Genomic DNA, 13,005 nt, shown 5'->3' with positions numbered 1-13,005 from the left:
CCGCACGTCGCATCGCGTGCGTTGTGCCCCAACGGAAGCCGCCCTCCCCAACACGTACCGCTGAGCCCGTCCGCCCCCTCAGCCCCGTAGCAGGCGCCGGGCCACCGCCGACACGTGCAGCTCGTCCGGCCCGTCCAACACCCGCGCCTGGCGCGCCACCCGCTGCAGACGAGGCAGTGCCGTGTCCGGCCCCAGCCCCTCCGCCCCGTACACCTGCGCGGCGGCGTCGGCCACGGTCGACAGCGCCCGCGCGGCCGCCACCTTCGCCGTGGCGACCGCCGTGCGCCCCGGATCGTTCCCGGGGTCCGCCACCGCCGCCACGGCCGACCGCACCAGGGACCGCGCGGAGGCCAGGGCCAGGTGCGACTCGAACACCAGCCCCTGCACCAGCTGGTACTCCCCCAGCGCGGGACTGCCCCGCTCGGTGTCGCGAGCGCGGTCGAGCAGCAGCTCGAACGCGCGCTCGGCCTGCCCGAGCCACCGCAGGCTCCGCAGGGCCCGACCGAGCCCCACCCGGGCTCCCGCCACGCGCAGCCCCTCGCCGACCCCGCCCAGCACGTGGTCGGCGTCGACGGGTACGTCGTCGAAGGCGATCTCGTACTGCCCGCCCACACCCCACACCGGCAACTCCCGCACCACGCGCACACCGGGCGCGTCGGCGGGCACCGCCAGTACGGTCAGCCCGTCACGACCGCGCGGGCCGGGCGGTCCCGTGCGCGCCACCACGACGACCAGGTCCGCCTCGCGGGCCCCGGTCACGAACCACTTCGCCCCGCGCACCCGGAAACCTCGCGGAGCCGGACTCGCGGTGGTCGCGATCGCGGCCGGATCCGACCCGCGCGCCCCCGGTTCGGTCATCGCGAAGCACGCCCGCAGCCGCCCCGAGACCAACCCCTCCAGGTAGCGCTCGCGCAGGGCGGGCGCCGCGTACGCGTCGAGGGTCCGCACGTCCAGCAGCGCCGCCGACCCGAGGACGGACGGCCCGTGGTCGCTGCGCCCCTCGGCCTCGGCCACGGGCGCGTACCCGGCCAGCCCCAGGCCTCCTCCACCGAGTTCCCGGGGCAACGGCAGTGCCCACAGCCCCTCCCGCGCCGCGCCCTCCCGCAGCTCCGCACGGCGCGCCCGTGCCCGGTCACCGCCCCCGTCCAGGACGTCCTCCCAGGGTTCGACCTCACGCACCACGAAGTCGCGCACCCGCCCGACCAGTGTCCGCCCCTCGTCCGGAGCATCCGTTCGCACCGCCACCGCCTCCTCCTCTCCCCGCCGCACGGGAACCATCCGTCCCCGGACGGCGACTGCTTGTGCGACAGAAAGGTCGAAGCGGACGATCGACGAGTTCCCCCGCACCTCCCCCACACCACCTCCTTCGGACAGAATTCGCGAGGCACACCCATGACCTCCACTGTTCCCCTCCTCCCCCCGCCCCTGGCGGGAACACGACCGGCCTGCGACGGAGGCGGCGATCCGTACCGCCACACCGCGCGCCAACTCCGTTCCCTCGGCGCCGACGTGCCGGACGCCCCGGACGCCGGCGTTCCCGCCGCCTCCCGCCTCCGGCTCCCCCACGGCTCCGGCGCCGTCCTGGACTGGCCCGCGCACACCGACGGCGAGAGCGACCTCCAGGCCCGCACCGGACTCATGGCCGTCCACGGCCGCCGGCACGGCGCTCCCGAGCCCCTGCCCCTCGCCTACGTCGGCACGGTCGCCGCCACCGCCCACGTCACGGGCCTCCTGGCCGCCGAGCTCCTGCGCCTGCGCTCCGGCCGTCGCGCGACCGCCCACACCAGCGCGGAGGCGTGTGCCCTGCTCACCGTCTCCCAGTACCTGGCCGCCGCGGCCGCCGACGAGGGCGAGGCCGTCTCCCCGGCCCCGGGCACCGCCACGTTCACCAGCGCGGACGGCGTGGACTTCGAGATCGAGGCCCTCGTCCCCGAACTCTGGGGCCGTTTCTGGACCGGACTGGACGCCCCCAGGCGCGCGATCAGCGCGGGCTGGACCCCCTTCCAGTTCCGCTACGCGACGGCCCGCGCCCCGCTCCCCGGGGAACTGCGGTCGGCCGCGGCCTCGTGCTCCTGGGCGGACGTCCGCGCCACCGCCGAGCGCAGCGGGGTCGGTCTCGTCCGGCTCACGGACGCGGCCCGGCGCCCACCGGGGACGAGCGGGAGGCGACCGCCCTGGACGCTGCGTCCCGTGCCCGCCGCCCCTCCCGCGCGCCCCTCCGGCCCCGCGCCCGGGGCGGACTCCTGCGTCCTCCCCCTCACCGGTCTTCGCGTCCTGGAGGCGGGCCGTCGTATCCAGGCACCGCTGGCCGCCCACCTGCTCCGGTCGCTCGGCGCGACGGTCGTGCGGGTCGAGCCGCCCGGCGGCGACCCCCTGCGCGGTATGCCGCCGACGTGCGGTGGGCTCTCCGCGCGGTGGTCGGCGCTCAACCGGGGCAAGGACGCCGTGGAGGTGGACATCAAGAGCGACCGGGGCCGCCGCGACCTGCGTGACCTCACACGCGACGCCGACGTCTTCCTGCACAACTGGGCCCCCGGCAACGCCGAGCGGCTCGGTCTGGACGCCACCGCGCTGGCCCGCGCCAACCCGCGCCTGGTGTACGCCTACACCTCCGGCTGGGGCGGACCCGCCGACGGGCTGCCCCCGGGGACGGACTTCATGGTCCAGGCGCACGAGGGGCTCACCGCCCCGGCCGCGGCCCCCGGGCGGACGACGGTCGCCTCCCTGATGACCGTGCTCGACGTCCTGGGCGGCTTCCTCGGGGCCCAGGCCGTCACCGCCGCCCTGCTGACCCGCGAGCGCCTGGGTTCGGCGGTGGCCGTGGAGAGCTCCCTGCGCGCGGCGGCCGACCTGCTGCGCGGCCGCCCCCGCGCCGAGGCCCCCGACGTGGACGGCCACGCGGTCACCACCGACCTGCCCGGCCTCGAACACGACCCGCGTCTGGGCCCGCTGCTCTCCCGCGCCGCCGACGGACTCCTGACGGTCGATTCCCCGTGGAGGATCTCATGACGCCCCGCACCCCGGGCTCCCCCTTCCCCGACCTGGTCCCCGCGCGCCTGCGCGCACGGTGGCGGGACGAGGGCCACTACCTCGGCACGGGCGTCTACCGGCTGTTCCGCAACATCGCCCTGGCCCACCCCGACCGGGACGCCGTCGTGGACGACCACGGACGGGTGACGTACGCGGCCCTGCGCCGCGAGGTCCTGTGCGTGGCCGGGGCCCTGATGGACCTCGGCGTCCGACCCGGCGAGGTCGTGGCCGTCCAGCTTCCCGGCCAGGCGGCCGCGGTGGCCACCGAACTGGCGGTCGCGGCGGTCGGCGCCGTGGCGCTGCCCTTCCCGGTGGGGCGCGGCGCCTCGGAGGTCGAGGCCCTGCTGCGCGGCTCCGGCGCGGTGATCCTCGTGGCCGCCACCGAGCACCGGGGCCGCTCCCCCGTGCGGACCGCCGAGGGGCTGCGCCCCCGACTGCCCGACCTGCGCTGGGTGGTGGGCGTGGACGTCCGGGGACGGTTCCCGTCAGCGACCGGAGCCCCGGCGCAGGAGTCCGACCTGCCGGAGGTGGACGCCTCCTCGGCCGCCCGGATCCTGGTCTCGTCCGGTTCGGAGGCCCGGCCCACGATGGTCGCCTACTCCCACGACGCGCTCGCGGGCGGTCGCGGCAACTTCATGGCCTCCCTGCGACTGGGCACCGATCCCTTCAGAGCGCACTTCCTGGTCCCGCTCGGCTCGGCCTTCGGCAGCAACGCCACCTCGGTGGTCCTGGCCCGGCACGGCGGAACCCTGCTGCTCAACGACCACTTCGACGCGGAACGCGCCCTGGCGACGATCGGCGAGCACGGGCCGACCCACGTGCTCGGCGTGCCCACGATGATCCGCATGATGCTCGACCTGGACCGCTGCCCCCGCCCCGGAGACGGCGCGGTCCTGGTGCTGGGCGGAGCGCCGCTGGAACCCGACACGGCGCGGCGGGCGCGCAAGGTCTTCGGCGGTCCCGTGGTCAACCTCTACGGGTCCGCGGACGGCGTCAACTGCCACACCGGGTTGGACGGCGACCCGTGCGACGAGTCCGGCCCCGGCCGTCCGGCGGGACGACCCGACCCCGGAGTCGCGTCCATCCGCGTGGTGGACGCCGACGGGCGGGACGTGGCCGCGGGCGCGACCGGCGAGATCGTCGCCCTGGGCCCGATGACCCCGCTGTGCCACATCGGCGGGGAGGGGGGCGACGAGCACCACCGCACCGCCGACGGATGGGTGCGCACCGGAGACCTGGGCGTCCTGGACGACCGCGGCCTGCTGCGGGTGGTCGGACGGCTCAAGGACGTGGTGATCCGGGGCGGCGCCAACATCAGCCCGGTCGAGGTGGAGGCCGCCGTGCGCGCCCACCCGGTCGTGGCGGACGCCTGCTGTTTCGGGATCCCGGACCCCCTCATGGGTGAGCGGCTGGTCGCGGCCCTGGTGCCGCGCGACGGCACGGAGCCGCCGGACGTCGCGGCGCTGGCCGCCTACCTCAGGGAGGGCGGGCTGGACGCGTTCAAGTGTCCGGAGCGGATCCTGCGGGTCGACCGGCTGCCCCTGACCGCCGCGGGCAAGGTGGACCGCGACGCCCTGCGCGCCCTCGTCGGCTGACCGCGCGCATCCGCCGACCCCGCCGGCGGGTGCGCCGCCGTGGGGAACACCGCCGGTGGGGCGGGGCGCCTCCGACGGGACCGGCCGGACCTACTCCCCGGAGTCCCCGCCGCCGTGGTCTCCACGGTCCCCGTGGTCACCACCGTCGCCGTGGCCCTCGTGACCACCGCGGCCCCCGGCTCCGGGCTCGGCCTCGCGGCCCGCGAACGCCTCGGCGATGGTGTGCGCGTTGGTCTCGTACAGCGCGACCAGGTCCAGGTCCTCGCCCGGGTAGTTGACCACCCCGATCTGGAGCGTGTCGGAGTCGGGCAGCACCCGGCCCGCCGACATGTGCGTGTTCTCGAACACGAACGCGGGCTCGGCGCCGGCCAGACCGGCCACGTCGGAGGCGCCCAGCTGCTCGGGCCCGTAGGTCTCGACCAGTTCCGCCCCGGCGAGCTCGGCGGCCCAGGTGGCGTAGACCTGCGCGACGGCGCGCGGCGCCTCCCCGTCCGGCCACCGCCCGGCGAGGTCCTCGGCGATCCGCTCGCGCTCCTCGTCGAAGGTCGACAGCCACGCCTCGGCGGCGTCGGAGGTGCCGAACAGCTCGCCCAGGCGGGTGACCTCGGCGGCGATGGTGTCCGGAGAGTTGTCCAGTTCCACCTCGACCGTCTCCGCGTCGCCGCCCGCCGCGTCCGTGATCTGCTGGGCGAACGGCTCGAAGGGGCTGTAGAGCACGTAGTCCGCCTCGGCCACGGCCGCCAGGTCGGAGGGGGCGGGCTCGTACTCGGGAGCGTGCTGGACGTCGGCGGGCACGATCACCGTGACGTCCCCGGCCCCGGCCGCGGTCGCGAACGCCCCCTGCCAGGTCGTGGTGGCCACGATCGCGGGCCCCTCGGCGGAGGCGCCGTCGGAGCCGTCCGCGCCCTCGCCCGTGTCCGCGCCCGCCGCGCAGCCGGTGAACAGCAGCGCGGCGGAACTCAGTGCGAGGGGTCGAAGGAGTGCGGGGTGCGGTGCCATGCGCGGCGTGTCCTTTCGGGGAGGAGGTGGGCGACCACGGCGAGGAGCCCGGCCGTCAGGACCAGAACCGGTCCGGGGGGAAGGTCGAGGAGGAGCGCGAGGGCGAAGCCGACGATCGTGCTGACCAGGCCGCACACCACGGCCCAGACCGCGATCGAGGTCAGGGAGGAGCCCAGTCGGCGCGCGGCCAGTGCGGGCAGGATGGTGAGCGCGTCGACCAGCAGCGCGCCGGTCAGCCGGATCGCCCCGGCCACGGCGACGGCGACGATCACCAGCAGGACGAGGGTGAACCACCGGACGCGCACACCGCTGACCAGCGCGAGCTCGCGGTCGTGCAGGAGCAGGGCGAGCTGGCGGCGGAAGAGGACGACGAGCCCGGGGACGAGCACGGCCAGGCAGCCGAGGATGACCAGGTCGACGGTGCGCACCGACAGGATGGAGCCCCACAGCAGGGCGAAGGCGCTGGCGGCGTTGGCTCCGGAGACCGCGATGAGCAGGAGCGCCGCCGCCATGGCCAGGCTCATCAGCAGACCCATGCCGCCGGAGAGCCCGCCCGGCCGGTCGGCCAGGGGGCTGACCGCCGCCCCGGCGCAGGCGCAGGCCACCAGCGCGCACAGGGTCGGATCGGCCCCGGTGAGCAGGCCGACGGCGATCCCCAGCAGGGCGACGTGCATCATCGCGAAGCGGACCGGCATGATGTCCAACCCGACGATGACCACCCCGACCAGGGGGAGCCCGACCGCGCCCAGGAACAGGCCCAGGGCGGCGCGTTGGACGGCGGGCATGACCAGGAGGGCGGCCAGGGTGTCCGCGTCGATCACGCGACCTCCCGGAGTCGGCCCGCCGCCATCTCCAGCCTCCGGTCGCAGTCGGCCGCCAGGTCGGGATCGTGGGTGACGACCAGGGTGGTGACGCCCAGGGAGAGCAGATGGCGGGCCGCGTCGCGTCGGGCGTCGAAGTCGAGGGCGGCGGTCGGCTCGTCGGCCAGGACCACGCCGGCGCCGGCGCCGACGCGACCGATCACGCGCGCCAGGTGCACGCGCTGGAGCTGCCCGCCGGAGAGGGTGGCGACCGGCCGGTCCAGGAGGTGGCCGACGCCGAGGTCGGCGGCGGCGGTGCGGGCGGACTCCGTGCCGTGTCCGCCTCCGTCGAGGAGTTCGCGGACGAGGAGGGGGAAGGACCCGGCCGACTGGCGCTGCGGGATCCACGCGCACTCGCGTCTGCGCCGTGCCCAGTCCCGGGAGGTGCGGGCGACGTGTCCGTCGACGGCGACGGTGCCGCAGGTGGGGCGGTGCAGTCCGAGGACCGCGCGGACCAGGGTGGACTTGCCCGAGCCGTTCGTGCCGACCAGGGCGACCCGGCTCCCCGCCCGGATGTCGAGATCGACCTCGCGCACGGCCCTGACCGACCCGTGGTCGCAGGTCAGCGACTCGATCCGGATACTGGCTCCCGGTGGTGGCACACCGCACCCGCCTTCCGCTGGACGGTTCCTTCCCGACAGGAGTCGTCGGGACACCGCGCGGAGTTCCCGAATCCTGACATCACGGGATCGGTGCGGATACCAGCGCCCGGCCGCGCGGACGGCGGAGCCGGACACACGGGCGCCCCGGGCGGGCGGTGCTCGGGGCGTGTTCCGCGGAACACGCCCCGGCTCAGTGATGTCCCTCGTGAGCGTCCTCCCCGCCGTCCCCGGCGGTCATCGGCTGGACGGGGACGGCGACCTCCACCTCGTGTTCACTGGCGAAGGTCAGGGTGAGGGTGACCTCGTCCCCGACCTCGAGCGGTTCGGGCAGGTCGCCCACCATCACGTGGTAGCCACCGGCCATCAGCTCCGTCGCGCCGCCGCCGGGGACGGGGATCTCCTCGACGGCGCGCATCATCGAGGCGCCGGAGTCGGTGGTCTCGGTGGTGTACAGGCCCGCGTCGTCGGAGGCGTCGGCGGCCACCTCCGTGATCGCGTCGTCGGCCTCGGCGCCGTTCTCCACGCGCAGGTAGACCGCGCCCACCTCCGGGTTGGCGGGTTCGGGCATCCAGGCGCCGGAGATCCGCAGGTCCCCCGCACCGGCGGTGCCCCGTTCGGTCTCGTGGCTGCCGACCGCGGCCTCCGACGCGGCGGGCTCCTCCGTCCCCCCGCAGGCCGTGACGGCCAGGAGAGCGGCCGTCGCCGCGGCGACGGCACCCGGCAGGCGACGTCTCACGTCGGCCCCTTCACTCGACATACGTCCTCGTTCCCCCTCGTGTGCGGTGTCGGCCAGGAGCCGGTGCTCTCCGACGCTCGGATACGGAGTCGTCGAAGCCCCCGCCCCGGTTCCCGACCGGTCGTCGGCCCTACAACAGCGTTCCGGCCAGACCGGATCCGCTCTCGGGCACGGGCGGAACCGCGAACACGGCGCTCCCCTCGTGCCGGATGAACTCGTTCAGCGCGTCCGCGCCCTCGTCGAGGCTGGTCTGCACGGCCGTGAAGCCCGACCTCGGATCGGCCTGCCAGGCGGTGAAGAGCAGGCCCGCCTGTCGGCGCCCCCCGGTGTCCCACCCCAGGTCGAAGTTGAACCCCCTGCGCAGCATCCGCGCGCCCAGGGTGCTCTCCGGGCTGGCGAGCCGGACGTGCGCGCGGCGCGGGATGACCGGTTCCCCGTCGTCGTCACGGGCGGCCAGGTCGGGTCGGTCGTCCTCGCCCTCGCCGCCCAGCGGTGCGCCGTCCGACAGGCGGCGGCCGATCACCGCCTCCCGTTCGCCGGTCTCCAGTGCGAACCAGTCGTCGAGCAGCATCCGGATGCGCCGCACCACGACGTAGGAGCCGCCGTCCATCCACGCCAGCGCCCCCTCGGGGTGCGCGGCCAGGACCTGGGAGTCGAACAGGGGCTCGGTCGGTTCCGGGTTGACCGTGCCGTCGACGCTGCCCATGAGGTTGCGCGGAGTGGCGGTGTGGTCCTCGGCGGTCACCGGTGAGCGCTGGAACCCGGGCAGGGCCCAGCGCACACGGACCCGGTCCCCGGCGCGGCGCAGCAGGTACTCGACGGCCGAGCTGACCACCACCGGGTCCTCCGCACCCACGTGCAGCATCAGGTCACCGCCGCACCAGGCGGGTTCGAGGTCGTCGGCTCCGAACTCCGGCAGGTCCTCCAGGTGGGGAGGGCGCCGGTCGGCCAGTCCCGCCCGGTCCAGAAGCGACCCGCCCAGGCCGACGGTGACGCCCAGGGAGGCGGGGCGCAGTCCCTCGGAGGGCGCGCCCTCGTCGACCGCGGCCAGCCCCCGCTCGTGCAGGGCGGCCGCCTCCCCGTGCCAGACGTCCAACACCTCCCGGGCGGACGCGCGCACGTCCGCCGCCTCCTCTCCCCGCACGTCCACGGCGAGCACCTGGACGTGCGCGGGCGTGGGGACGCGCAGAGCCGGAGGCCGCCCCGCCTCGGGGCCGCTCCGCGCACGCACGGAGGCGAGCGCGGACCCCTCGTCCGTACCGGCTCCGAGCGCGGCGGCGGAGGCGTACCCGCCCACGGCACCCGCGCCGAGCCCGGTGAGCCCCGCCGCGCCCGCGGCGGACAGCAGACCGCGCCGGGAGACGCGGCGACCCCCGCCCCGGACCTCGTTCCCGGGCTCCGGCGAGCCCCCGCTCCGGGCGTCGTTCCCTGGCTCGCGCGCGGTCTCACTCACAGCAGGTCGTCCCTGAGCGCCGGCAGGAGCTCGGCGATCCGGGCGGACTCGGTGCCCTCGTCGAACATGCCCGCCGCCCGTCCGTCGGGCAGCAGGACGACGATCCGCCCGCCGTGGGTGACCAGGTACCCGCCGTCGGTCTCCTCGGGCGCCTCGATGGCGATGCCGTAGTCGGCGGCGGCCTCGACCGTGGTGGCGATGTCGCCGCGCACGCCCTGGAACTCCGGGTCGAAGCGGTCCAGCCAGGAGCGCAGCTGCTCGTCGGTGTCCCGGGCGGGATCGGTCGAGACCATGACGACGTCGAAGTCCTGTGCGGTGTCGCCCGCCTCGTCCAGGGCCAGGTTGATGTCGGCCATGGTCATCGGGCACACGTCGGGGCAGCTGGTGTAGCCGAAGAAGAGCAGGGTGAGGCGGTCGTCGGCGACGTCGGCGAAGGTCCAGGGATCGCCGTCGACCGTGGTCAGCTCCGCGGTGGAGGCGGGCATCGGTTCGTCGGACAGGTCGAGGTAGTACTCGGCGTCCGACACGGAGGCTCCCGTGGAGCAGGCGGTGGTGAGGGCGAGGAGGGCCGCCGCCGCGGTGGCCCGCCAGTGTGCGGGCCGGAGGGGCCGGGGTGTCATCTGTCTCCTTGGTGGTGGGGCCGCGCGCGGGTCCCGCGCGGGGTCGTCGGTCCGGTCCGGGGCGCGCACGCCGGCGCGCCCCGGGGCGTCGGGGTCAGGTGGCCTCGCGCAGCAGGCGCAGCAGGTCGCGGCGCCCGCGTGCCACCCGGGACCGGACCGTGCCGATGGGCACGCCGATGCTCCGGGCCGCCTCGGCGTAGGGGACCCCCTCGATCTGCGTGAGGACGAAGGCCCTCCGGCGATCCTCGGGCAGCGCCCTCAACAGGTCGAGGAGGGCCAGGTACTCGTCGAACCGCCCGGGGGCGGCCCCCGGCCCGACCCGCGACCAGTCGTCCGTGGACTCGTGGCGCGGGACGCGGCTGTGCGAGCGGTAGCGGTCGGCGACGGTGTGCCGGGCCACGGACAGCAGCCACGAACGCACCGGAGCCCGGCCCTCGTAGCGGGCCAGACCGTGCATGGCCCGGGAGAAGGTCTCCTGGGTCAGATCGTCGACCCAGGAGGGGTCCACGCGGCGCGCGATGAAACGCGCGACGTGGTCACGGGTCAACGAGAAGAGGGAGTTCATCTCCTCCATGCCGCCCTCCTTGGCCCGCAGGGCCAGGAGGGTCAGCTCCTCCCGCTCCGTGCGCCCGTCCGGGGACGGGGCGGGCCGGGAGGACACGTGTCCTTCCAAGGGTAGGGGGGGTCGGGTCTCGACGAACGCGGTCACGGGTGCTCCTTCGGTCACCACGCGCGGTCGGCGGACCGGCGGACGGCGGGGCCGTCCGCCGCGGCGACCGCGGGCGCGGGGGATGGCTCTGGCGTTGCGGTGGCGGACCACCGGTGCGTGGCGGCGCACGGCCGGAGCCTCGGGAGCGACCGCGTCGGGGACGCGGGGCACGGCGCACGACGCTCCGCGCGGTGCCGGGTGGCAGCGCGGACGGAGGCCGTGTGCTGTGGTCGGGGGCGCCGGACGCTCAGGCGGTGCGCGGAGCCGGGGGAGGCCCCCGCAGGATCCGGGCGTACCGGAGGTAGGGAAGGAGGGGTTGGGAACGTCCCTCGTCGTTCCACGGTCCCCGGCCGATCGCGGGCTCGGGGAGGACCCGCACCCGCCCGAGGGCGATCAGGAGCGGGAAGAGGGTGAGCGCCATGAAGCGCAGGAAGGCGAAGAGGGAGTTCTCCCCGCGATGCAGCCACCACGCGCTGAGCAGGGCCGCCATCACGTGCATGGCGAGCATCTGCCACGTCGACAGCGACCCGCCCGACGCGGCCTCCGCGACGTTGGCCGAGTAGGCCGCGGCGTCGGCCGCGAGGGAGGGGTTGTCGGCAGCGGCCAGGTGCGTGCCGTGACCGCCGCCCCAGAGCTGGGTGTAGCTGAACGCCAGGTGCAGGGCGAACTGGCCCCACAGCATCCAACCGGCCAGGACCAACGGGCCGTGGCGGCGTTTGGCGGCGGCCCAGGCCATGGCCATGACCACGACCACGCCGAGCAGGAGACCGGCGAGGGGGACGTCGTGCCCGGAGCTCAGTGCGTGCCCGTGCGCGGACAGGCTCGCGCACACCAGGGTGAACACCCCGGCGCGCAACGGGCGGCACGGCTGGCTCTCGGACATCTCCGTCCCATCGTCTCACCCCCTCCGGACGCGCCCGGACCGGGTCACCCGTGGGCTAGGTGACCGAGGTCGGGAACCCTCGCCGCCAGCCCTCAGCCCTCCGTGTCGGCGGGAGCGCAGGCGCACGCGGACGAACGCGCCGCGTCCAGCTCCTCGTCGGGTCGGCGCCGCTCCAGCAGCACGGTGTCGCGCCACACCCCGTGGTGGCGGGCGATCCGCTCACGCACTCCCAGCGTGCGGAAGCCCGCCGAGTGGTGCAGGGCCAGACCCGTCTTGTTCTCCGGGAAGATCGAGGACTGAAGCGTCCAGAGCCCGCCCGCGTCGGCCTCGGTGACCTGGCGGTGGATCAGCGCCTTGCCGACCCCGCGCCCGCGCGCCCTCTCGGCCACGTAGACGGAGGTCTCCGCGACCCCGGAGTACGCCTTCCGGTCGGAGACCGGCGAGGCCGCCGCCCATCCGACGACGCGCCCGTCGGACTCGGCGACCCAGCGGTGGCCGGGCAGCCACCGGGCGTCCAGGTCGCGCGCGTCGGGCACCTCGGTCTCGAAGGTGGCGTGCCCGGTGGCGATGCCCTCCGCGTAGATCCGCAGCACGTCGTCGACGTCGCCGGCAGCCATCGCCCGGACGGTCACGTCCTCGGGCAGGTCGGTGGGGCAACAGGGTCGGGAGGACAACAGGCCCATCACGGCGTCGGCGGCGTGCGGCAGACCGGTGCAGCAGGCCGGGTTGACCGCCACGTGCGTGGACGTGCCGACCTTGGCCAGGGTCACGAATCCCACGTCGGCGAGCTTGCGCAGGTGGTGGGAGACGGTGGGCTGACGCAGACCCACCGCGTCGGCCAGCGCGCCGACGCTGATCGGGGCGGGCGCGGCGGCCACGGCGTGCAGCAGGCGCACGCGCGCGGGCTCGGCCAGGCAGGCGAACCAGGAGGCGTAGGTCTCGGCGTCCTCGGAGCGCAGGGGCTCGGCGGCCGCCCGCGCCGGTGTCGTGGTGGTCATGTCCCCATTATCAACGATGATCTATATCGACCATCATCGATGTTTCTTTCATCGACATCGATCTATGCAGTTCCCCCATGGATGCCAGCCGATAAAGAGGAGCGCGTCATGGAGGAGTACCCCGTCGTGGTGATCGGCGTCGGCCGGGCGCGCCGCTGACCGCCGACGGCGGGGTCGGGAGGCGGCCCGGGCCTCAGCGCCGCCGCCTCCGGCGGATCGACGGCATCAGGAGCAGACCGAGCAGCAGACCGGCCACGACGGCGCCCGTCAGGGTGGCCCACAGGGGCGCGGCCACGGAGACCATGAGGAAGTGGATCTCGGTCGACTGCCGGTTCTGCGCCACGAAGACGACGACGCCGATCAGGATGACCAGGGCCACCCAGACCCGGACGGGGATCCGTCCGAGCACGTTCCTCCGTTCCGGAGGCCCCTCAGCGGTCATCACGCCCTCCCCTCGTCCGACGGCACGGAGCCGTCCCCTGGGACCTGCCCGGCCGGCCCGCCCCTCCCGGGCATCAGA

General features: G+C 75.4%; 13 protein-coding genes. 2 read left to right on the top strand and 11 right to left on the bottom strand.

The window, feature by feature from the left end:
- Positions 1-78 precede the first annotated feature (78 nt).
- Positions 79-1,245 (bottom strand): acyl-CoA dehydrogenase family protein, encoded by a 1,167-nt coding sequence (locus tag KIK06_RS26535; RefSeq protein WP_268645561.1) that lies wholly within the window; start codon positions 1,243-1,245, stop codon positions 79-81.
- A 147-nt stretch (positions 1,246-1,392) separates the two neighbouring features.
- Here KIK06_RS26535 and KIK06_RS26530 point away from each other — a divergent pair, with 147 nt between their 5' ends.
- Together KIK06_RS26530 and KIK06_RS26525 are read left to right on the top strand one after the other, a co-directional pair.
- Entirely contained in the window at positions 1,393-3,009 is a 1,617-nt protein-coding gene (locus KIK06_RS26530) for a CoA transferase (protein ID WP_268645560.1), read from the top strand.
- Positions 3,006-4,625 (top strand): class I adenylate-forming enzyme family protein, encoded by a 1,620-nt coding sequence (locus tag KIK06_RS26525; protein WP_268645559.1) that lies wholly within the window; start codon positions 3,006-3,008, stop codon positions 4,623-4,625. Before KIK06_RS26530 ends, KIK06_RS26525 begins: the two co-directional genes overlap by 4 nt.
- A gap of 90 nt (positions 4,626-4,715) precedes the next feature.
- Here the strand turns inward: KIK06_RS26525 and KIK06_RS26520 are convergent, their stop codons facing one another.
- From KIK06_RS26520 to KIK06_RS26475, 10 genes are all read right to left on the bottom strand, one after another.
- A complete protein-coding gene (locus KIK06_RS26520; RefSeq protein WP_268645558.1) occupies positions 4,716-5,624 on the bottom strand; it encodes a metal ABC transporter solute-binding protein, Zn/Mn family in 909 nt (302 codons plus the stop codon).
- Positions 5,585-6,445, bottom strand: a complete 861-nt coding sequence (locus tag KIK06_RS26515; RefSeq protein WP_268645557.1) for a metal ABC transporter permease — start codon at positions 6,443-6,445, stop codon at positions 5,585-5,587. The genes KIK06_RS26520 and KIK06_RS26515 overlap by 40 nt, the downstream gene beginning before the upstream one ends.
- Positions 6,442-7,086 (bottom strand): ABC transporter ATP-binding protein, encoded by a 645-nt coding sequence (locus tag KIK06_RS26510; protein ID WP_268645556.1) that lies wholly within the window; start codon positions 7,084-7,086, stop codon positions 6,442-6,444. Before KIK06_RS26510 ends, KIK06_RS26515 begins: the two co-directional genes overlap by 4 nt.
- Before the next feature lie 190 nt (positions 7,087-7,276).
- Positions 7,277-7,822: a copper chaperone PCu(A)C gene (locus KIK06_RS26505; protein WP_268645555.1), complete on the bottom strand. Its 546-nt coding sequence runs from the start codon at positions 7,820-7,822 to the stop codon at positions 7,277-7,279.
- 130 nt (positions 7,823-7,952) lie between these two features.
- Entirely contained in the window at positions 7,953-9,275 is a 1,323-nt protein-coding gene (locus KIK06_RS26500; RefSeq protein WP_442789802.1) for a Dyp-type peroxidase, read from the bottom strand.
- Positions 9,272-9,895 carry an SCO family protein gene (locus KIK06_RS26495; protein WP_268645554.1) on the bottom strand — a complete coding sequence of 208 codons (624 nt, stop codon included), beginning with the start codon at positions 9,893-9,895 and terminating at the stop codon, positions 9,272-9,274. The genes KIK06_RS26500 and KIK06_RS26495 overlap by 4 nt, the downstream gene beginning before the upstream one ends.
- A 94-nt stretch (positions 9,896-9,989) precedes the next feature.
- Complete coding sequence (locus KIK06_RS26490) at positions 9,990-10,604, bottom strand: sigma-70 family RNA polymerase sigma factor (RefSeq protein WP_268645553.1); 615 nt, start codon at positions 10,602-10,604, stop codon at positions 9,990-9,992.
- 247 nt (positions 10,605-10,851) lie between these two features.
- Entirely contained in the window at positions 10,852-11,487 is a 636-nt protein-coding gene (locus KIK06_RS26485) for a hypothetical protein (protein WP_268645552.1), read from the bottom strand.
- Between the two features lie 92 nt (positions 11,488-11,579).
- Positions 11,580-12,485, bottom strand: a complete 906-nt coding sequence (locus KIK06_RS26480) for a helix-turn-helix domain-containing GNAT family N-acetyltransferase (RefSeq protein WP_268645551.1) — start codon at positions 12,483-12,485, stop codon at positions 11,580-11,582.
- A 193-nt stretch (positions 12,486-12,678) separates the two neighbouring features.
- Entirely contained in the window at positions 12,679-12,927 is a 249-nt protein-coding gene (locus KIK06_RS26475; protein WP_268645550.1) for a lipopolysaccharide assembly protein LapA domain-containing protein, read from the bottom strand.
- Positions 12,928-13,005: the final 78 nt, after the last annotated feature.

Origin of the sequence: Nocardiopsis sp. EMB25, from assembly GCF_026797795.1 — a bacterium.
GTDB classification, from domain to species: Bacteria; Actinomycetota; Actinomycetes; order Streptosporangiales; family Streptosporangiaceae; genus Nocardiopsis; species Nocardiopsis lucentensis.
Note: the sequence above shows the minus strand (reverse complement) of the source record. Positions and strands in the feature narration are given on the sequence as shown.

What these genes read in the sequence shown, in the direction of transcription:
- KIK06_RS26530 (WP_268645560.1), top strand. Translation starts at nt 1,393, where the DNA reads ATGACCTCCACTGTTCCCCTCCTCCCCCCGCCCCTGGCGGGAACACGA.
- KIK06_RS26525 (WP_268645559.1), top strand. Translation starts at nt 3,006, where the DNA reads ATGACGCCCCGCACCCCGGGCTCCCCCTTCCCCGACCTGGTCCCCGCG.
- KIK06_RS26475 (WP_268645550.1), bottom strand. Translation starts at nt 12,927, where the DNA reads ATGACCGCTGAGGGGCCTCCGGAACGGAGGAACGTGCTCGGACGGATC.
- KIK06_RS26495 (WP_268645554.1), bottom strand. Translation starts at nt 9,895, where the DNA reads ATGACACCCCGGCCCCTCCGGCCCGCACACTGGCGGGCCACCGCGGCG.
- KIK06_RS26485 (WP_268645552.1), bottom strand. Translation starts at nt 11,487, where the DNA reads ATGTCCGAGAGCCAGCCGTGCCGCCCGTTGCGCGCCGGGGTGTTCACC.
- KIK06_RS26480 (WP_268645551.1), bottom strand. Translation starts at nt 12,485, where the DNA reads ATGACCACCACGACACCGGCGCGGGCGGCCGCCGAGCCCCTGCGCTCC.
- KIK06_RS26520 (WP_268645558.1), bottom strand. Translation starts at nt 5,624, where the DNA reads ATGGCACCGCACCCCGCACTCCTTCGACCCCTCGCACTGAGTTCCGCC.